The organism is Cohnella massiliensis, assembly GCF_900169535.1.
Classification (GTDB): Bacteria; Bacillota; Bacilli; order Paenibacillales; family Paenibacillaceae; genus Cohnella; species Cohnella algarum.
Genome location: NZ_LT821257.1, coordinates 1 through 19,549, shown reverse-complemented (window position 1 = coordinate 19,549; position 19,549 = coordinate 1). Strand labels below are relative to the sequence as shown.

Annotated in this window: 15 protein-coding genes; 12 read left to right on the top strand and 3 right to left on the bottom strand. The window is 60.3% G+C overall.

Translation table 11 applies throughout. From position 1 onward, the window contains the following. Window positions 1–4: 4 nt before the first annotated feature. A complete protein-coding gene (locus B7E11_RS06650) occupies window positions 5–1,033 on the bottom strand; it encodes a LacI family DNA-binding transcriptional regulator (RefSeq protein ID WP_080832840.1) in 1,029 nt (342 codons plus the stop codon). A gap of 465 nt (window positions 1,034–1,498) precedes the next feature. Between B7E11_RS06650 and B7E11_RS06645 the strand changes: the two genes are divergently transcribed. From B7E11_RS06645 to B7E11_RS06630, 4 genes are all read left to right on the top strand, one after another. Then, window positions 1,499–2,821: a sugar ABC transporter substrate-binding protein gene (locus B7E11_RS06645; RefSeq protein WP_080832839.1), complete on the top strand. Its 1,323-nt coding sequence runs from the start codon at window positions 1,499–1,501 to the stop codon at window positions 2,819–2,821. Between the two features lie 78 nt (window positions 2,822–2,899). Beyond that, window positions 2,900–4,213, top strand: coding sequence for a carbohydrate ABC transporter permease (locus B7E11_RS06640; RefSeq protein WP_080832838.1), 1,314 nt, complete (start codon window positions 2,900–2,902; stop codon window positions 4,211–4,213). Further along, entirely contained in the window at window positions 4,210–5,046 is an 837-nt protein-coding gene (locus B7E11_RS06635) for a sugar ABC transporter permease (protein WP_080832837.1), read from the top strand. The genes B7E11_RS06640 and B7E11_RS06635 overlap by 4 nt, the downstream gene beginning before the upstream one ends. Further along, entirely contained in the window at window positions 5,043–6,761 is a 1,719-nt protein-coding gene (locus tag B7E11_RS06630) for an alpha-amylase family glycosyl hydrolase (protein WP_080832836.1), read from the top strand. Before B7E11_RS06635 ends, B7E11_RS06630 begins: the two co-directional genes overlap by 4 nt. A gap of 99 nt (window positions 6,762–6,860) precedes the next feature. Here B7E11_RS06630 and B7E11_RS30585 read toward each other — a convergent pair whose 3' ends face one another. Continuing rightward, window positions 6,861–7,790, bottom strand: coding sequence for a LacI family DNA-binding transcriptional regulator (locus tag B7E11_RS30585; RefSeq protein ID WP_176220632.1), 930 nt, complete (start codon window positions 7,788–7,790; stop codon window positions 6,861–6,863). Between the two features lie 195 nt (window positions 7,791–7,985). On the opposite strand from B7E11_RS30585, the gene B7E11_RS06620 reads away from it, so the two are divergent. Further along, on the top strand, window positions 7,986–9,341 hold the full coding sequence (locus tag B7E11_RS06620) for an alpha/beta hydrolase (protein WP_176220631.1): 1,356 nt from the start codon (window positions 7,986–7,988) through the stop codon (window positions 9,339–9,341). Between the two features lie 39 nt (window positions 9,342–9,380). Continuing rightward, window positions 9,381–10,664 (top strand): MFS transporter, encoded by a 1,284-nt coding sequence (locus tag B7E11_RS06615; RefSeq protein ID WP_245809642.1) that lies wholly within the window; start codon window positions 9,381–9,383, stop codon window positions 10,662–10,664. Window positions 10,665–10,758: 94 nt separating this feature from the next. On the opposite strand, the gene B7E11_RS06610 is transcribed toward B7E11_RS06615, so the two are convergent. Beyond that, entirely contained in the window at window positions 10,759–12,918 is a 2,160-nt protein-coding gene (locus B7E11_RS06610; RefSeq protein WP_080832833.1) for an alpha-amylase family glycosyl hydrolase, read from the bottom strand. Window positions 12,919–12,976: 58 nt separating this feature from the next. On the opposite strand from B7E11_RS06610, the gene B7E11_RS28830 reads away from it, so the two are divergent. From B7E11_RS28830 to B7E11_RS06585, 6 genes are all read left to right on the top strand, one after another. After that, on the top strand, window positions 12,977–13,417 hold the full coding sequence (locus tag B7E11_RS28830) for a hypothetical protein (RefSeq protein WP_139787101.1): 441 nt from the start codon (window positions 12,977–12,979) through the stop codon (window positions 13,415–13,417). Window positions 13,418–13,441: 24 nt separating this feature from the next. Beyond that, window positions 13,442–14,836, top strand: coding sequence for an alpha/beta hydrolase (locus tag B7E11_RS06605; RefSeq protein ID WP_080832832.1), 1,395 nt, complete (start codon window positions 13,442–13,444; stop codon window positions 14,834–14,836). Further along, entirely contained in the window at window positions 14,817–16,214 is a 1,398-nt protein-coding gene (locus B7E11_RS06600) for a hypothetical protein (protein WP_080832831.1), read from the top strand. The genes B7E11_RS06605 and B7E11_RS06600 overlap by 20 nt, the downstream gene beginning before the upstream one ends. A gap of 17 nt (window positions 16,215–16,231) precedes the next feature. After that, the gene (locus B7E11_RS06595) at window positions 16,232–17,593 is read left to right on the top strand and encodes an ANL family adenylate-forming protein (RefSeq protein ID WP_080832830.1); all 1,362 of its coding nucleotides are present in this window, start codon (window positions 16,232–16,234) and stop codon (window positions 17,591–17,593) included. Between the two features lie 23 nt (window positions 17,594–17,616). Further along, window positions 17,617–17,823, top strand: coding sequence for a hypothetical protein (locus B7E11_RS06590; protein WP_176220630.1), 207 nt, complete (start codon window positions 17,617–17,619; stop codon window positions 17,821–17,823). 75 nt (window positions 17,824–17,898) lie between these two features. Beyond that, entirely contained in the window at window positions 17,899–18,654 is a 756-nt protein-coding gene (locus B7E11_RS06585; protein ID WP_080832828.1) for a phytanoyl-CoA dioxygenase family protein, read from the top strand. Window positions 18,655–19,549: the final 895 nt, after the last annotated feature.

Genomic DNA, 19,549 nt, shown 5'->3' with positions numbered 1-19,549 from the left:
CGGTTCAGCTCCTTTTTAACGCGGGATTGATGGACGAATCGCGAACGACGAGCCGGTGCGGGATGATGACCGGATTTTGCAGCGACGGCTCTCCCTGCACGCGACGCAGCAGCGCCTGAACGGCGGTATAGCCGAGCTGATAGGTGCCGATATCGATCGAGCTGAGCGGCGGCGAAGCGAGCTCCGCCAGCGGAATGTTGTTGAAGCCGACGACGCAAATATCGCCCGGCACGCGATAGCCGAGCTCGGACAGCCCCCTCATGACGCCGAAGGCGACGTTGTCGTCGATGACGACAAGCGCGGTCGGGCGCTCCGGCAAGCCCATGACGAACGACATCGCCCGAAACCCGCTCTCCTGCAAAAACTCGCCCTCGACGATCCAGTCGGGGCGCGCGGCCAGCCCCGATTCGGCCAGCGCCTTTTCATAGCCTTTCAGCCGGTCGTGGGACAGCGTAAGGTTCGGCGGTCCGCTGACGAAGCCGATGCGCTCGTGGCCTTGGGCGATCAGATGCCGGGTCGCGTCGTACGCGGCGAGCACGTTGTTGTTGTCGACCATCAGCGCGTCGGCGTACGCTTCGCTGCGTCCGATCAGCACGAACGGAAACGACTCCTCCTGCAAAAACGAGATGATCGGATCGTCCCGGCGCGAGCTGAGCAGGACGATTCCGTCCACCCGGCGCCCCCGGACGAGCCGGGAAATCGTTCCGACCTCGTCCTGGTCGGAAGTGGCCGTCGTCATGAGCAAATCATAGCCCATGCGCGTCGCCTGGGTGACGACGCCGCGCAGCAGCTCGCCGAAAAAATCGTTGCGGAACAGCTCCTCCGCGGGCCTCGGCAGCATGATGCCGAGCGTGTGCGTCGTTTTGGATACGAGGCTCTTGGCCATCACATTGGGGTGGTAGCCGAGCTCTTCCATAATTTTTTTGACTTTGCGCGACGTTTCGATGCTGATGCGCGGATGGTTCGAGACGACCCGCGATACCGTCGAGGGCGAAACGCCGGCGAGCTTTGCGATATCTTTGATGGTGACCATGCCGATTTCACCTTTCTGCAATCGTTTGAACAAGACATCCCTAATGTTAAAGCAAAGCGGTTTCAATGTAAATACAAAACGTTGAAAACGGATTCTTGAAGCCGAAAAAACGAGCCATTTACTGTAAAACGGCGTTTTCGGGAGAAAAACAGCAGGTTTTTCGGGGGAAATACCGGATACGATCTGTGCAAACGTTTTTACAAGCGTTTCGGCATGTTGTATGATGAGGATGTGAATACAGCGCTTTCATCATGAGGATTTCCTGAACCGACGGCTATTGCCGGTATTTGCGGGAGAATCGACGGTCTTTAAGGCCCATTTGGACAAACGTTTGCACTGAAGGGGGCGAGCTCCTTGATCGCGCAAATTCCGGTCCGCTCGCAAACCGCACCTTCGGCAAAAGGGATCGCGACATGAGAAAGGCGCGTGCAATGAAGAAAAACGAACACGGAAGGGGAAAGTCAAATGAGGAAATGGATCGGTATTTTGCTTGCGAGTACGATGGTATTCGCTCTTGCGGCATGCGGAGGAAACAACGGCAACAGCCAGCCTTCGGCTTCCGCGTCTCCGTCCGCCACCGCTTCGGAATCGTCTTCGCCGTCCGCGTCGCCCGATGCAAGCGAATCCGCGGCGCCGGAGCTTACGCCGGAGCCGGGCGCGAGCCTCATGATTTGGGAAGACGAAAACCAACGGATTTTCATCGAGGAAATGGCGAAGGAATTCGAAGCGCAATACGGCGTTCCGGTCAAGTTCGAAAAGGTTCCGCCGACCGACCAGGTGACGAAGCTGACGACCGACGGTCCGGCCGGCATCGCCGCCGACGTCGTCGTGTTCCCTCACGATCAGATCGGGCGCGCGGCTACCGCCGGCCTCGTCTTGCCGAACGACGTTTTCGAGGAAGAAACGAAAACCGGCAACCAGGAAAACGCGGTTAACGCCGTTACGTTCGAAGACGTGATCTACGGCTACCCGTACACGGTCGAGACGTACGCCCTCATCTACAACAAGGCGCTCATTCCGGAAGCTCCCAAGACGTTCGAGGAAATCATCGAATTCGCCAAAACGTTCAACGACCCGAAAAACAACAAATACGCGATCATGTGGGAACTGCAGCAATTTTATTACAACTTTGCGTTCCTCGGCACGACCGGCGGCTACATGTTCGGCGACAACAACACGAACAAGGACGATATCGGCCTGAACAACGAAGGCGCAGTCAAAGGCGGACAATTCCTGCAAAGGCTGCAAAAGGAAGTTCTCCCGGTCAAAACGGGCGACGTCAACTACGATATCAAAAAAGGCCTCTTTACCGCGGGCACGCTGGCAATGGACATCAACGGTCCTTGGGCGCTTACCGATTACCGGAATGCCGGCATCGATTTCGGCGTCGCTCCGATGCCGACGATCGACGGCAACACCTTCAATTCGCTCTCCGGGGTTAAAGCTTACTACGTCAACGCGTTCTCGCAATATCCGAACGCCGCCAAGCTGTTCGCCCGGTTCCTCTCCAGCAAGGAAGCGCAGCTGAAAAACTTCGAGCTGAACGGCATTCTTCCGTCCAACAAGGATGCGGCCGCAGATCCGAAGGTAAGCGGCGACGCCGTCACGATCGCGTACCTCGAGCAATTCGCGAACTCGACGACGATGCCGGCCATTCCGGAAATGGGCAGCGTCTGGAATCCGATCACGGCGGGCATTACCGAGATCTGGGACGAAGGCAAGGACGTCAAGACGACGCTGGACAAAGCGGTTCAGCAAATCAAGGAAGGCATCGCTTCGACGCAATAAGTCACCGTAACGCGGTTCACCCGCCGGCACGAGTTCCGGCGGGTGATTCCCGCATTTTAACGGAAGGAGCCGGACGGCATGAAACAGCATCGTACAACCGCGACCGTACTGTCCATTCTGGTGCAGGGACTCGGTCAAATTTACAACGGGCAGCGGATTAAAGGCATCGTTTTGCTGCTGATCGAAGCGCTGGGCCTTATTTATTTGATTCCGCGTCTGGGCGACGCGATCTGGGGTCTCGTCACGCTCGGAGAGACGACCCAGAGATTCGAGAAGGTCAACAATTCCACGCAACTGGTGCCGGGCGACCACTCGATTTTTCTCATGCTCGACGGCTTGATCGTCGTGTTCGTTTTCCTTTTGTTTATCGCGGCGTACGTGTTGAACGTTCAAGACGCCTATAGAACGGGCGCGCTTCGGGACGAGGGCGCCGAGCTGAAAAGCTTCAAACAGTCCTATCAAAGCCTGTCGGGCAAATATTTTCCGTATTACATGCTGTCCGTTCCGGCCATCGGCGTTCTGTTTTTTACGATCATGCCGATCATATTCACGATACTTCTGGCGTTTACGAACTATTCGGCGCCTGACCATATCCCTCCGGCCAAGCTCATCGACTGGGTCGGCTTCAAGACGTTCAAGGACCTGCTGTTTCTGAAAAGCTGGAGCAATACGTTTTTCGGCGTGCTGCTCTGGACGATCGTGTGGGCGGTCGTGGCGACCGTGACAACGTATTTCGGCGGCGTGCTCGTCGCCTTGCTCATCGAACAGCGGGGAATCCGGTTCAAAAAGCTGTGGCGCACCATCTTCATTTTGCCTTACGCGGTGCCGCAGCTCATTTCGCTGCTGATCATGAAAAATCTGTTCAACGGCCAGTTCGGCCCGATCAACCAGTATTTCCGGGCGTTCGGTCTCGAAGGCCTGCCGTGGCTGACCGATCCGTTCTGGGCGAAGGTGACGGTCATCGTCGTCAACATGTGGCTCGGCATTCCGGTCAGCATGGTGCTCATCCTCGGCGTCCTGACGGCGATCCCGAAGGATTTGTACGAAGCGGCCGAGGTGGACGGCGCCAGCCCCTTCCAAAAGTTCCGCATCATTACGATGCCGTTCATCCTGTTCGCGACGACTCCGGTGCTTATTATGCAATTCGCGGGAAACATCAACAACTTCAACGTCATTTTCCTGCTGACGAACGGCGGTCCGATCAAGGGCGACTACCAGTTTGCGGGGGCGACCGACCTGCTCGTCACCTGGCTCTACAAGCTGACGCTCGACAACAGCAAGTTCAACGTCGCTTCGGCGATCGGCATTATCATTTTCCTGATGATCGCTTCGTTCTCCATCTGGAATTTCCGGCGGTCTCGGTCGTTTAAAGAGGAGGACATGATCCAATGAAAAAGCGGAAAAGCAAAGTCCGGCTGACGCTCAGCTACATCGTCCTGATCGCCATCGCGGTCGTCTCGATCTATCCCGTGCTGTGGGTCGTGCTTTCCTCGCTGCGGCCGGGAGCCGCGCTGTATGCCGAAAGCATGTGGCCGAGCCAGTTTACGATCGAGCATTACCGCGAGCTGTTCACGAACAAGTCGTTCCCGTACGGGACGTGGTATTTGAACACGCTCAAAATCGCGACTCTGTCGATGATTTTCTCCACGATTCTGGTCACGCTCGGCATGTATTCGCTGTCGCGCTTCCGCTTTCGCGGCCGGAAGTCGGCGCTTACGGTCATGCTCGTGCTCGGCATGTTCCCCAGCTTCATGAGCATGATCGCGCTTTACATCATTTTGCTGCAGCTCAAGCTGCTGGATACGCACGCGGCGCTCGTCATCGTATATTCGGCCGGCGCGGTGCTGGGCGGCTTCATCGTCAAGGGCTTCTTCGACACGATTCCGCGCAGTCTCGACGAGGCGGCCCGGATTGACGGAGCGAGCCACTTCAAGGTGTTTACCCGCATCATGCTTCCGCTGTCCCGTCCGATGCTGACTTACGTTGCGCTGACGAGCTTCACCGGCGCCTGGGTCGACTTTATTTTCGCCCGCCTCGTGCTGCGGACGAAGGAGAAATGGACGCTCGCCGTCGGCATGTGGGATCTCGTCAACAGCTACCAGAACAGCAATTTTACGCTGTTTGCCGCGGGCTCGGTGCTGATCGCCGTCCCGATTACGCTGCTGTTCATCTTCCTTCAGCGCTTTCTCGTGCAGGGGCTTACGTCGGGGGCGTCCAAAGGATGAGGCGAGCGGCCGTCTGGCTGATTCTGATCGGCCTGCTGGCAGGCTGCACCGGGGGAGGAGGAGACGCTTCTCCCCCTGCCGCCGTTTCGGCTCCGGCGTCCGGCGAAGCGGCGGCCCCGGGGTCCGATTCGGCCGGAACGGGCGCGGGACCGGCCGAATCCGCATCTCCGTCGCCCGCATCGCCCTCGCCTGCGTCGTCGCTCGCGCCGGCGGCCGGCTGGGAGGCGGACGAGCAGCCCTCCGCCGTTTATTACGAAATTTTCGTCCGATCGTTTTACGACAGCGACGGGGACGGCATCGGGGATTTGAACGGAGTCGCCGAGAAGCTCGACTATTTGGGCGAATTGGGCGTCGGCGGCATCTGGCTCATGCCGATCAACGCTTCGCCGAGCTACCACGGCTACGACGTGACGGACTATTATGCCGTTCACCCCGATTACGGGACGTTGGAGGATTTCCGCCATTTGCTCGAAGCGGCGCACGCGCGGGGCATCAAGGTCATTATGGACTTCGTCGTCAACCATACGAGCAGCGAGCATCCGTGGTTCAAGGAGGCGCTGGCCGATCCCGACAGCCCTTACCGCAGCTGGTATACGATCCGCCCGTCGGCCGAAAAGACGCCTTCCGACAACGCGGCCTCTTCCGGAAGCCCCTGGCATGATGCCGGCAACGAAAAGTACCTCGGCATTTTCTGGGGCGGGATGCCGGATCTGAATTTCGACGAGCCGGCCGTTCGCGAGGAAATGATCGAGATCGGCCGTTTTTGGCTGGAGCAGGGCGTCGACGGCTTCCGGCTGGACGCGGCCAAGCATATTTACGGGGATTTCGCCTCGACCGTGCATTCGGAGGAGGTCGCCGCGAAAAACAAAGCGTGGTGGCAGGAGTTCCGGAAGGGGCTTCGCGAAACGAATCCGGATGCGTACCTGGTCGGCGAGATTTGGGACTCGACGTCGATGATCGCGCCGCTGCTCGATCGGGCGCTCGATTCCGGATTCAACTTCGATCTGGCGGGACGCATTCTCGACGCGGCGCAAGGGGAACGGGACCCGGATGTCGCGTTCGGATTGAAGCGGGTGTACGGGGCGTACGGCAAAGCCTCGGGCGGCGCGTTCACGGACGCCGTCTTTCTCGCCAACCACGACCAGAACCGCGTCATGAGCGTGCTCGGCGGAAACGCGGACCGGGCAAGGATGGCGGCGGCGGTGCTGCTTACGCTGCCGGGCAACCCGTTTCTGTACTACGGCGAGGAGATCGGCATGCTCGGCATGAAGCCGGACGAAGCGATTCGCGAGCCGATGCTTTGGTACGAGGGAGCGGAGGGCGGCCCGGGGCAGACGTCCTGGCAAACGCCGCGATACAGCAAGCCGGGGACGGTTTCCGTCGAAGCGCAGGAGCGGGACGAGCGGTCGCTGCTGCGTCATTACCGGACGCTGATCGGGTGGCGCAACGAGCTTCCCGAGCTGAGGGACGGGGATATCGACGAATATAAAACCGGCAACCCGAAGCTCGGCGCGTTTATCCGCAAAACGGGCGATTCCCGCGTGCTCGTCGTGCACAATATGTCGGGCGAGCCGCAGGAGGCCGAGCTTGCGCCGTCGGGGCTATACGGCAGCTTTCAGAAAATCGAGCGGCAGACCGGCGGCGAAACGGACGCGGCTGCCCTTGACGGCACGACGCTCCGGCTTGCGCCCTACAGCTCGGTCGTCATTCGGTAGCGCGGATCGGGAGCGCCCGGTTGGCCGTGCGGAGAGCCGCGGCGGGAGACGGGGACGCCGATCGGCGCGACCGTGCGGACGGCCCGGTCGCTGTCCGTGTCAAGAAAGCCGGAACGTCAGCTTGCCGCCAAGCCCGGCCGCGTCGTACGGCTCCTGAAGCAGCGCGTGCATGATGTCCGTCGCCGCGCGGGCCTTGTCCGCATCCGGCACGATTTTCCCGGTCCGCTCCGGCAAATATTCCGGGCAATCGGAGGTGCACACGACGATCATGCCGTCCGGGTCGGCGAACTTCATCAGGCGCAGGGCCAGAAATTCGTTGAACACGACGAGCGGCTTGTCCCGGTGTTTGCCGATAAAGGCTTCGATCGCGCCGGCGTCTCCGTCTGCCGCCAGAATCGCCTCATCGCCGAGTCCGCTCGCATCGCGAATCGCCTTGGCGATCGTCCGGTTATGGTAACGCTCGTGGATGACGGCGAACGGGCGGCCTTTGCCCGCGATTTCGCCGGCAAGCTCGAACAGCCCGTCGAAATCGGGCGATACGTGCCGGAACAGCGGATCGTCGACGATGCTGTCGATCAGCACGACCGGCGAGCCGAACGGAAATTTTTCGGAAACGGCATAAAAGGAGTCCTCGCTGGCGTCGATGACGAAGACCCCGTCCAGCTTGCGCTCGGCAATGATCGCGAAATTCGGCTTGCCCGGGTCGATGCGGGACACCATCAGATGGTAGTTCCGGTCGTTGCTGAGCCTCTCGAGCCGGTCGATGAATTTGCCGTAGCTGATATGCTTGGAGACGAGATCGCTCTCTTCGGCGACAAGAAGCGCGCCGAGCAGGTTCGTCCGGCCGACGGACAGCGAACGGGCGGTCAGGTTCTGGATATAGTTCAGCTTTTCGGCCGCTTCGTAGACGCGGTTGCGCGTCTCCTGCGGGATCGTCTGGTTCGTTACGTTGTTCAGCACATAGCTGACGGTAGCGACGGAAACGCCGGCTTCCCGGGCCACGTCGCGAAGTGTCGGTTTTTTGGCCAACGGCTTCTCCTCGCCTTCGATTTCGTATTCACATCATAATGGGGGGAAATGACAGGTGTCAATTCTTTACAAACTTAGGGTTGACAGCGAAGAATTCCCCCTTTTATAATCAAATTAACTTAACCGGTTAAGTTATAAGTTGAAGGCAAGATGCGAATTTTCGATTTCGATTTTCGAATGAAAGAGGTGAATTTCTTGACCGACGGAGGTTCGCGAATCGTCTCCATCCCGGACGTGAGGGCGACGAGACTGAACAACGCCCGGGAAATCCGGGTCTATTTGCCGCCCGGTTATGATCGCGACCCGAGCAAGCGGTATCCGGCCGTTTACATGCATGTCGGCCAGCACGCGTTCGAATCGAGAAAAAGGTCCGGCGAATCGTGGAACATGCACAAGGTGCTGGACCCGCTGATCGGAGAGGAGCGAATCGAGGGCGTGCTGCTTGTCGCCGTCGACCATGTGGCCGAGGAGGGGGCGAGCGAGTTTTTTCACGATTCGTGCGTTCACCCGATCCGGTGCCTGGGGGAAGCGTACGAGCATTTTTTGATCCATGAGCTGAAGCCGCTGATCGACCGGACGTTTCGGACGAAGCCGGAGCCGGAGCATACCGCCCTGATCGGGGCGTCCGCGGCGGGCATTTCCGCGTACACGATCGGGCTGCGGAATCCCGGTATTTTCGGCAAAATCGCGGCGCTGTCCCCCTATTTTGTCCACGTCGATCCGCTCACGCTGGAGGAAAAGCGGCAGTACCGGCCCTATCCGATCGCCCCGGGGCAGCAAGTTTGGATCGACATCGGGGGAGCGGAAGGATTTTTCATGCCCCGCCACGTGCGCCAGGTCGCCGTGGAGTGGCTGGAGGCGGGCATCGGGCAGGGCGAGAGGTTCCATTTCTATCACGAACCGGAAGCGGCGCACTCGGAGACCGATTGGGGCGGGCGAGCCCATTTGCCGCTGATCCGCTTTTTCGGAAAAAAGGGCGAGCCCGTTCGCGCAGCGCTTTACGGGCCGGATACGGTCGGCATCGAGGGAGCGGCGGAATGTCTGAACGCGGTGGTCGAGCTTTCGAACGGCCTCGCGTTCAGCGATTTGCGGGGGACGTACGAGGTCGACCGCCCCGACGTGCTCGAGGTGAAGCCGGACGGAACGATCGTGCCGAAAGCGCCGGGCGCGGCGACGATCCGGTACCGCAACGGAAAAGCGGAGGCTTGGCGAGAGTGCCGGGTCGTGGAACGGCTCGACCCTTACGTGCACGCGGACATCGAAATCGAGGTTCCCGAATCGACGCCGCCCGATTCCCGCATTTACGCGACGTTCGAGGTGCCGAAAATTCGCGATGCGCTGTACGGGGGCCGGGTGCGGCTGCCGAGAGGCTTTAATCTGCGCTTCATGATTACGCGCGGATACGGCCGGGACGAGGCGGATGCCGGCTTCAGGCCCGCTCCGCTCCGCAGGTTGTCCGCGTTCAGCGATTGCAAGGTCCGGTTCAAGGTGGACAATTGGATGGATCTGATGCCGGGTGCGGAAAGGGGGAAGGGCGAAGCCGGCTGGTAGGCAAAAAGAATAGCTTGAACGGGGATAGGAGGGACGTTCGTGGAAGTTTCGCGTCCGCTGGAGAAAAAGAAGCCGTTACTGCGAAGGATGACGCCGGCGCCGGCGCCGGATTCGGAGCGCCCGCTCCGGAAAAACCGGCCGTTCCTGTGGATCATGGCGGGCAATACGATTTCGGTGTTCGGCGATTGCTTCAACGGAATCGCGTTAAGCTTGTGGGTGCTGCAAACGACGGGCAGCGCCAAGCTCATGGCCGCGGTCCAAATCTGCTACATGGCGACGACGATCCTGTTCGGCACCTTGGCCGGAACCGTGGCGGACCGCGTCGACCGGCGCAAGCTGATGCTGCTTTCCGACTTTTTGCGGGCGGGCATCGCGGCCGCGCTCGCCGTCTGTCTGTTTTATCTTCGTGCGCCGTTTCCGGTTATGCTCGCGCTCGTGACGCTGTCGGCGTTCTCCAGCCTGTTTCAGGGTCCCGCGTTCCACGCCTCGGTCACGCAGCTGGCCGGCAAGGAACGCATCCAGCAGGCGACGAGCGCCGTGCATTTGACGGACAATGTCGCCCGGATATCGGGCCTGGCGCTGGCCGGGGTGGCCGTCGCCGCATTCGGCGGCTTCGCCGCGATGCTGTTCACCTCGGTTACGTTTTTTCTGTCGGGCATTTGCGTGCTGGCCGCGGGGGCCTTTTCTTCCGCGGGCAGCAAGACGGCGGAGAGGGCGCCGTTTTTCGCGGATTGGAGCGGCGGCTTCGCGTTCATCCGGAAGGACGCGCTGATCCGGTCGATCGTCATTTTGAATCCGCTGCTGATCCTTTTCTTCATGTCTTCCCTTATGCTCATCCAGGTCGTCGCCGTCAAAGACTGGAAAGCCGGGCCGATCGCCTTCGGCCTGATCGAAATGTGCATCCCGCTCGGCTATATGATCGGCGCCGGTCTGATCTTGTCTTTCAGTTCCCGGCTGGGACGCAGGGGATGGTGGGTCATGACCGGGCTGGTCGCGCTCGGCCCCGTTTTTGTCGCGATTTCCTTCATGCCCGCCGCTCCGGCCGCGCTTCCGCTTATTTTGGCCGCCGGCATCATGTTTGCTTTCTGTACGATGCTGACCCAAATTATTTTGCGCTCGGAGGTCGAACTTGATATGCAGGGGAGAATTTACGGCACGATGGGCGCCATTACGAACGTGGCGCCGACGCTCGGGCTTGCCGTCACGTCCGCGCTGGCGGACGAGTGGGGGGCGACCCGGGTGCTGGAAGCCGTCGGCTTGTGCCTGCTGGTTTCCGGCGTTGCGGCCGTCTGGCTGTTGAAGCCGATTCGCAACTATCGTTGAGGATTGCGTTCGCCGGCCGAGAAGGCGGCGGCGGAACGGCCCGCGAATTTGCTCTCGCGAGGCCGGTCCGCGCCGCTGTCCGATCAAGCTCGGCTTACTGCCAGTTGACGGTAACGGTGGCCGTGCCGCTGGACGGCGTCGTGAACGTATGGTTCGAGCCGCTTTCCCAGGTGACGACGGAGCCGTTTTTCTTCAAAAATTTGAACTCGAGCGCGGTATTGGCCGGAACGCTGACGTCGTAGTACCAGGTCGGGTACGCATGGATGACCTGATTGAACATCGGACCGACGGCCGAAGCGGGAGTCCAGTTGCCGAGCTCGGCGACGTTGCCCGTCAGGTAGACGTTTTCGCCCAAGGCGGTCGTGGCGTTCTGCACGACGAAGCGAACCGTGACCTGCTCTCCCGTCAAGATGTTGAAGCCGTTGTAATTGTTGCTGTCGACCGAGGCCGCCGTGCGAACCTTGACGTTGTACTTGCCGGGGGCGACGGAAGGCACGATCGCTTCGATATGCGTATCCTCCCAGGACAGGATGTTCGAGCCCGTGACGGCGTTGGTGCCGAAGAAGACCGTACCCTTGGCCGAGCCGAAGCCTCTGCCGTCGATCGTGACGGTATTGCCGGCTTTGCCCATGACCGGGCCGACATGGCCGACGACCGGCGTCGTCTGAGCCGGCGTGTATTCCCAAACGGCGACCGCGCCGGCCGCAAGCGTGAACGTCGAGACGGCGCCGCTGCCGCTCGCGGTGATGCTGTTGCCGTTCAGCAGGCCGCCGAGAACGTCCGCGTAGGTTCCCGCCGGGAAGGAGGTCAGCAGGCCGCTGATCGAAGCCGGGCTGGACAAGTTGCGGTTGATGGCGACGACGGCGACGCTGTCGCCGAATTTCCGCTCATAAATGTAGACGTCGTTGTTGATCCAGCGCTGCTGGGTCGTGCCGTAAGCGATCGCCGGATTGGACTTGCGCAGCGGGGCCAGCTCCTTGATGACGTTGAAGGCGGTCGTCGTTTCCGAGAAGGACGACATCATCGCGCGGTTGTCCGGATCGGTGCCGCCGCTCATGTACTGCTCCGTTCCGTAGTAGATGGCCGGAACGCCGCGCGACGTCAGCGTAAGCGCCAGCGCCTGCTCGAGTCTGCGGTTGCTGACCGAGCTCGATTTGAACCGCTCCATGTCATGGTTGTCGATGAAGGTCACCTGATCGGAAACCTGGGCGTATTCGGAAGCGGTGGAGGAAAGCATCGAATCAAGCCCGTACATCGTATCGGTGCCGTCCCGGAACACCTGGCGGACCTTCTGGGCGAAGCGGAAATCGAGCAGGCTCATGCCGGACTCGTTGGCGAAATAAACGTTGTTCGGGTCGTTCTCGTTCGTGCCGAGGAACCACTCCCCGAACGTGAACACCGGCTCGTAGCCGTAAATCGAGGCCATCCAGCTCTTCTGCCAGCCGAGCGGCATATGCTTGACCGCGTCGACGCGAATGCCGTCGATGCCCATGTCGAGCCAGACTTTGATCGCATCTTTGAAATAGGCGTCGATCTGGGCGACGTTGTGGTTGATGTCGGCGAGGTCGTACAGGTTTTTGTAAATGCCGTTTTCCAGCGAGGAGAAATCCGAACCGCCGTTATGGTGGAAATAGCCGTTCGTGTCTCCCGTATAACCGCCGATCAGGGTGCCGTTGTCGTACAGCCGGCCGTTTTCCGCGAACGACGTGTTCGTTTCCATCGCCGGCGACGTATGGTTCGGCGCGAAGTCGATGACGATTTTAATGCCGTGGGCATGGGCGGTATCGATGAGCGTCTGCAGCTCCGAGAACGTTCCGTAGTACGGGTTCGTCTTTTTGAAGTCGCGGGCCCAGTATCCGTGATACGAGGTGTTGTTGACGCCGGAGTAGTTGACGACGGCGTGAATGTTCTCGACCGGCTGGGAAATCCACAGCGCCGTAATGCCCATGTTCGTGAAGTAGCCGGAATTGATTTTGTCCGTAATGCCTTGCCAGTCTCCGCCGCAATACAGCTTCAGGTTCGTGCAGCCCGAGCTGAAGGCCGCTCCGGTCGGGTTGTTGGACGGATTGCCGTCGGCGAACCGGTCGGTAAAAATTTGATAAATGACGTCCGTGCTGAAATTCGTCTTGTTCGTGACCGAAGTGTCCGGGGCCGCGGATGCGCTTGGAGCCGGAAGCGCCGGAGCGACCGATCCGATGAGCAGCGCGACTGCCAGGGCAATGCCGGCAAAAAGCTTCTTGAACGGTTTTAACATTAAGTTCCCGCCTCTCTTAAATTGGTGTCGATAGGAAGCCGAAGAGAACAACCGGAATTTGAAACGCTTTCAAAAAACCGAGGAGAACTCATCCGGACATGATCCCTATTCCTCCTTTCAAAGGCAAAGACCCCGGCAGCTCCGCGGGGGAGTTACCGGGGTTGTTTTTAAACCGGGCGGTTTAAAAAAATCAGAGCCCTCAAATTTAACTTTCGAGTTTATTCTACAACATATTCAATATATGTCAATAATTAATTTAAAATACAATCTTTACAAAATAAAAATTCCATACTATGATGAAAATGAAAACAACATTTTCAAACCGCGCAACAATCTGAGGGCCATGCTCGCTGGAACGCATGACGGTTTCAGAGACAACCCCGTGATCTCCTGGAGACACGGGGTTTTTCGCGTTTTCCGCAGCGTTTTTCGCGCATGGCGCCCCGGCTGCTGCCGGTCACCGAAAGGAGGCCCGATTAACGACAAACCGGAAAGGTGAGCCTGCTGGAAAGGAGAGGTGCCATTGCCGGGTAAATCCGCAATCGTAACGATCGACGGCTTTTACGCTCGCAGATTGAACAACGAGAGGAGGATATTCGTATATTTGCCGCCCGGATACGAAGAGGGCGAACAGAAGCGCTACCCCGTTCTGTACATGCACGCCGGGCAGCGGGCGTTCGCGCCGGCGCGTCCGGGGACGGAATCCTGGAACATTCACGAGGCGGCCGACCGGCTCATCGAAGCCGGAAACATCGAAGAAATCATCATCGTCGCCATCGCCCACGTCCGTCCGGTCACTTCCAACGAATACTACCATTTCAAGGCTCCCGCCGCGGAGGCGGACCATATCGCCTGCTCCGGGCTGGACTACGAACACTTTCTGATTCACGATTTGAAGCCTTATATCGACCGGCGGTTCCGGACGTTGACCGACCCCGGCAACACCGGCCTGATCGGATCGTCCGCGGGAGGCTTGTCCACCTACCATACCGGGTTCCGCAATCCGGACGTGTTCGGCAAGCTGATCATGCTGTCGCCGTATTTCGTCAAAGCCTGGCTCGACGAGACCGGCAAGCCGAACCTTTGCGAGGAGACGCTGTACCGCCCGTACCCGGGCAAGCGCCCGCTCAAGCTTTGGCTCGATATCGGAGACGCGGAGGGGCTGTTTTTGCCGCGGCACGTCCGGCAAGTCGTCGACGAATTGACGGCCGAGGGCTATCGCTGCGGGGAGGACGTCGGTTATTTGGTGAAGCCGGAGGCGGCGCACCAGGAGAAGGATTGGGGCGAAAGGGCGCACCTCCCTCTTCTGTTCATGTTCGGCCGGCGTCCGGAACGCATCGCCGCGCTCGAGCTTCACGGCCGGGACCGCGTCGGGCTTAACGAGCGAAAGCTGCGGATCAACGCGATCGCCCGGTACGACAACGGACTGGAGCTCAGCTTGCTGGACGCCGAGTATGCGGTTGCCGATCCCGACGTGCTGGAAGTGGAAAGGGACGGGACGATCGTTCCGAAAAAGCCCGGGGCGACGACCGTGACGCTGAAGGCGGACGGCCTGCATGCCGCGCGCGAATACCGCGTCGAGGCGGAGCTGTCCGAGTTCGTTCAGGTAGCGATGATCGCGGAAATTCCGCCCGAGCCGTCTCCGCCGGAAAGCATCTACGGCGGCATGGGGATGAAGCTGGTTCGCGGCGCGAACGGCCGTTATGCCGGCAGCTTTCTCGTGCCAAGGGGAACCGGCTACCGCTTCCGGTTTACGCGAGGCTTCCGCAAGTTCGAAACGGCCGCCGACGGAAGCGCGCTGCCCAACCGGGCCTTCCGGGCCGACAACGATCTGGTTCTTCATTACAAGGTGGAGCGTTGGGAAGAGACGACGGCCTACTCGCCGGAGAGGAGGAGCCATGCAGACCCTGCCTTTTGAACCGCTGATGGACATTCCTTACTACTATCCGTGCAATTTTCCTTTGATTCACGAAGTGCTGCGAGGGCAAGGCTCGGAAAGCAGCCTGAGCCTGCTCGCCAACTCGCGGTTATACGGCTTGCCGGCCTGCTCGAGTTCCGGACTGGTGAAGGTTTACTTCGACAAGCTGGACTACGACGATCCCGTCTGGAAAATGACGGGCAGAACGGAGTTTCCGGACTTCGAGGAGGGCCTTGACGAGATCCGGCGCCGCACAAGCCGGGGCGAGCTGTTCATCGCGACGGGCACAAGCTATTATCTCCCCTACACGGACGACTATTTGAATCCAAAGTACATCGAAAAGCTGACCGAGCCGAATTCCCGGCTCTATCTGGTCGATCATTGGCTCGGCGTGCATGGCATCGGCGAAGAGCGGGTGCAGGTGTACGATCCGGTTCCCGCCCGCTACCAGGGCTCGCTGTCCTTGAAGGCGTTCGACGACTTCTGGAAGGGCAACAAGGCGATTCCGGAGCTTGCGGGCGCGAAACGCAAGGACCGGCTATACACGTACGGCTCGATCGACATCGAAGCGGAGACGAAGCTGACCCCCGCCTTGTACAACGAGGCGCTGCTGCGGGCGCTGGCGACGCAGGCGCACGAGTTCCTTGCCGGAAGGGAAGTCGTCCGGGGCGAGCGCGCCTATTATTTCGGCCACGCGGTGTCGCTGCGGCTGCTCAAGCGGCTGCATCTCGGGACCGAGGGGGAGGATTCGCTCCGCTCGATTTCCGCCTTTTTGTTCGATATGCGGTGGAGCCGTTATTTTGTCCGCGACCTGCTGCGGGAGTTGACCGCGACGTTCGGCGCCGCCCACGCCGGTTATTTGGAGGAGTTCTCGCAAATCATCGAAGAGTGGGAGACCGTGCACAAAAAGCTGCAGGGCTCGGGCGGAAGCGAGAAGGCGGCGGATCGCCTGGCCGCGCTTAGCCGGTCGCTGGAGGCGCTGATCGGCCGGGAGTATCGGCTGTACGAACGCATCCGGAAGGATCACGCTTCGGTGCCGCCGTTCGAACGGCGAGGATCGGGCCGTAACGCCGGGCATCGGGACGCGATCGTCCGCATCGTGCTCGACAGCTGCCGGGAAATCAATTCGGTCCACAACGGACGCATTCCGGTGGAGCTCGGCTTGAAAACGCCGCTTTACGGGCGCGACGGCAATCTGGACTCGCTCGGGCTGGTAACGCTGCTCGCCACGGTGGAGCAGGGGATCCAGGACGAGCTCGGGTTGGGCGTCGCCTTGTCCGACGGAGCGGAGCCGGCGGCGGGAATGTCCGACAGCCCTTACCGCACGGTGGACAGCCTGGTCGGGTATTTGCTCGGGCGGCTGCCGGAAGCGGGCTAAGCCGGAGGAGGTGGACCATGTATCGAAGCTTTCTGTTTGACCGCTTCGGGGAGTTCGGCTCGCGGACGGCATTCGTATGGCGCGGGACGGCGTATTCGTACGACTGGCTGGCGAACGCCGTCGCGCTCCTGTCGGAGCAGCTGCGCCTCGAAGGCATCGAACGGCGCGTCGTTTCGCTGGAGGAATCGTATACCCCGCACGCGGTCGCCGCGCTGTTTGCCTTGTTCGCAAGGGGAAACATCGTGCTGCCGCTCGATCCCCAGCTGGTCGAGGCCAAAAAGCTCGAATATTTGGCGATCGGCGAGGCCGAAGCGCGAGTTCGTTCGGACGAGGGGGGAATCGTCGCACGCCCGCACCGGGAAGGCGGCATTTCCCATCCGCTGCTCGCGTCGCTGCTGATGGAGGGCGCGCCGGGCCTGGTCATTTTCTCCTCCGGATCGACGGGGAAAAGCAAGGCCGCCGTTCACCACGCCGACCGGCTGCTCGGCAAGTTCCGCAAAACCGGGCGCCCGCGGCGGACCATTCCGTTTATGATGTTCGACCATATCGGCGGCATGAACACGCTGCTGCAGACGCTGGCGAGCGGAGGCAGCCTGTGCATATTGGAGGACCGCTCCCCCGCCGAGGTTTGCAGGGTGATCGAGCGTTACCGGGTCGAAGCGCTGCCGGTATCCCCGACGTTCATGAATTTGCTGCTCATTAGCGGAGCTTACCGGGAATTCGATTTATCGAGCCTGGAGGTCGTTTCCTACGGCTCGGAAGTGATGCCGGAGAGCACCCTGGCCGCCTGGAACGCCGTTTTTCCGAATGTGCGCACGGTTCAGGTGTACGGCATGTCCGAGCTCGGCATCCTGCGGACGAAGTCCAAAGGCGGGGACTCGCTCCTTTTTTCCATCGAATCGGACAGCGCGCAGTACCGGATTGTCGACGGTATGCTGGAAGTGAAGACGGAGACGGCCATGCTCGGGTATTTGAACGCGCCGGATCCGTTCACGGAGGACGGCTGGCTGCGCACGGGCGACGAGGCGATCGCGGAGGGCGGCTTTATCCGCATCCTCGGGCGCCGCTCGGAAATCATCAACATCGGCGGGGAGAAGGTGTACCCGGCCGAGGTGGAAAGCGTGCTGCAGCAGCTCGATTTCATCGAGGAGGCCGCGGTAAGCGCGGAGCCGAACGCCATTACCGGGCAGATGGTGACGGCGACCGTCAAGCTGCGGGAGGAACTGCCCCTTAAAGAGGCGCGCCGGCGGATTTGGGCGTATTGCTCGGATAAGCTGCCCCCTTTTAAAATTCCGCAAAAAATCGTCGTGACGACCGAATCGCTTGTCGGCAGCCGCATGAAAAAGAGGAGAACCCCGCAGCAAGCGAACAGGGATTGAGCGGGTTGGCTGGCGGACGGGGATTGTCCGGGTTAGCTGGCGGACGGGGATTGAGCGGGCTGGCCGGCGTACAGGGATTGAGTGGGCTGGCTGGCGTACAGGGGTTGTCCGGGATTGCAGGCGAACAGGGGTTGTCCGGGTTAGCTGGCGGACGGGGATTGAGCGGGCTGGCCGGCGTACAGGGATTGTCCGGGATTGCGGGCGAACAGGGGTTGTCCGGGTTTGCGTGACCGCGCCGGCTTCGTTGCATGATTGGAAGTGGCTGAGCAGTACTACTAAATCCAATTCTGAGGAGTGTTTGGACGATGCAAACGACGGTAGAACGATACGCGCAGGAACTGGAGCAATTCCACCGGGACGGATACGTCGTATTCAAAAACGCGTTGAACGCCGAGCAGGTCGCCGCCGTCAAAGAGGGCATCCGGCAGGCGTTCGAAGGCAAGGGGCCGGAAGTCATGCTTCAGGGGCCGATGTTCGAAAAGGGCGAAATTTTCGAGTCGCTCGTCGACTACCCCGGCGTTTCCGAGTTCATCGAGGAAGTGATCCCGGACTGCCAGCTCAGCAGCATGAACGGGATGCGGACGATCCGGGAAAACGCGGTCAGCAAATGGCACGTCGACGAAGCGCTGTTCCTGCCGCTCCCGGACGGCGTCGAGCTGGATCCGCGCATTCAGCTGCCGGTTTACTTGTGCAACGCCCTCTATTACCTGGACGACATTACGGAAGATCTCGGCCCGACGCAGATCGTTCCCGGCTCGCACCGGGCGGGCAAGCACCTGGCCTTCACCGACGAGATCGGCATGTACAAGGGACGCGGTCCCGAATCGGTGCTCGTGAACGCCGGCGACTGCCTCGTGTTCAACAGCCAGCTCTGGCACCGCGGGGCGCCGAACAGGACCGACCGGCCGCGTTACGTGCAGCAGATCATCTATCGGAAAAAATTCCTCGTGCCGCGCATGAGCCACGACGACAACGCGGGCTATCGGGTGCCGCAGGACATTCTCGACCGCGCCAACCCGCGGCGGAAGCGGCTGCTGGGGTATAACGAGCGGATTTTTTGAGAGTTGGCGCTGCCGGATTCGCGTTCGGATGGGAGGGACCCCGGCGTAAACGGGGGCGTCTCGCGTAGCAAGGTTGACGCAGCATAGTCAGGTTCGCGCAGCGTAAGCAGCGAGCCGGCCTAGGGGGTCGTCCCGTGAGCGGATTTCGATCCGCTGAGGGGCTGCTCCCTTGTTTTTTGCATTTTCTCCGTTTGGTCGGCTTTTGTCGATTGCGCCGGATTTCTCGATGTAGTGCATTGGGTGCACCACATGGGCGTCTCCCCGGCCGGATTCCCCCGATGTAGTGCGCTGGGTGCACCACATGGGCGTCTCCCCGGCCGGATTCCCCCGATGTAGTGCGCTGGGTGCACCACATGGGCGTCTCCCCGCCTGGATTTCCCTGATGTAGTGCGCTGGGTGCACCACATGGGCGTCTCCCCGGCCGGATTTCCCCGATGTAGTGTACTGGGTGCACCACATGGGCGTCTCCCCGGCCGGATTTCCCCGATGTAGTGCACTGGGTACACCACATGGGCACCGCCCCGGCCGGATTTCCCCGATGTAGTGTACTGGGTGCACCACATGGGCGTCTCCCCGGTTGGATTTCCCCGATGTAGTGTACTGGATGCACTACATGGTCATCGCTCCCGCTGGATTCCTCCAATTCTGCGCCGAATACGCGCTAAAACAACCCTCCGTAGACATTCGGTGGGTTGTTTGCGTTGGCGGAGGATTCGATGTGCCGCGCGGCGGCCACATTGGATTTCGAGTTGTGTTGGACTCCTTTAAAAGTCCGGTGATAAAGTCCGCGTAAGCAGGCTTTTATCACGGTTTTGTCGAATTAATATCGTAACACGACTATCGAAAGAGTGATTAGGTATGAAAGCCCGCAAGTCATCGGCTATCCAGCCTCAGA

Excerpts from the sequence above, each read along its gene's own strand:
- B7E11_RS06650 (WP_080832840.1), bottom strand. The coding sequence starts at position 1,033 with ATGGTCACCATCAAAGATATCGCAAAGCTCGCCGGCGTTTCGCCCTCG.
- B7E11_RS06645 (WP_080832839.1), top strand. The coding sequence starts at position 1,499 with ATGAGGAAATGGATCGGTATTTTGCTTGCGAGTACGATGGTATTCGCT.
- B7E11_RS06640 (WP_080832838.1), top strand. The coding sequence starts at position 2,900 with ATGAAACAGCATCGTACAACCGCGACCGTACTGTCCATTCTGGTGCAG.
- B7E11_RS06635 (WP_080832837.1), top strand. The coding sequence starts at position 4,210 with ATGAAAAAGCGGAAAAGCAAAGTCCGGCTGACGCTCAGCTACATCGTC.
- B7E11_RS06630 (WP_080832836.1), top strand. The coding sequence starts at position 5,043 with ATGAGGCGAGCGGCCGTCTGGCTGATTCTGATCGGCCTGCTGGCAGGC.
- B7E11_RS06610 (WP_080832833.1), bottom strand. The coding sequence starts at position 12,918 with ATGTTAAAACCGTTCAAGAAGCTTTTTGCCGGCATTGCCCTGGCAGTC.
- B7E11_RS06600 (WP_080832831.1), top strand. The coding sequence starts at position 14,817 with ATGCAGACCCTGCCTTTTGAACCGCTGATGGACATTCCTTACTACTAT.
- B7E11_RS06595 (WP_080832830.1), top strand. The coding sequence starts at position 16,232 with ATGTATCGAAGCTTTCTGTTTGACCGCTTCGGGGAGTTCGGCTCGCGG.
- B7E11_RS06585 (WP_080832828.1), top strand. The coding sequence starts at position 17,899 with ATGCAAACGACGGTAGAACGATACGCGCAGGAACTGGAGCAATTCCAC.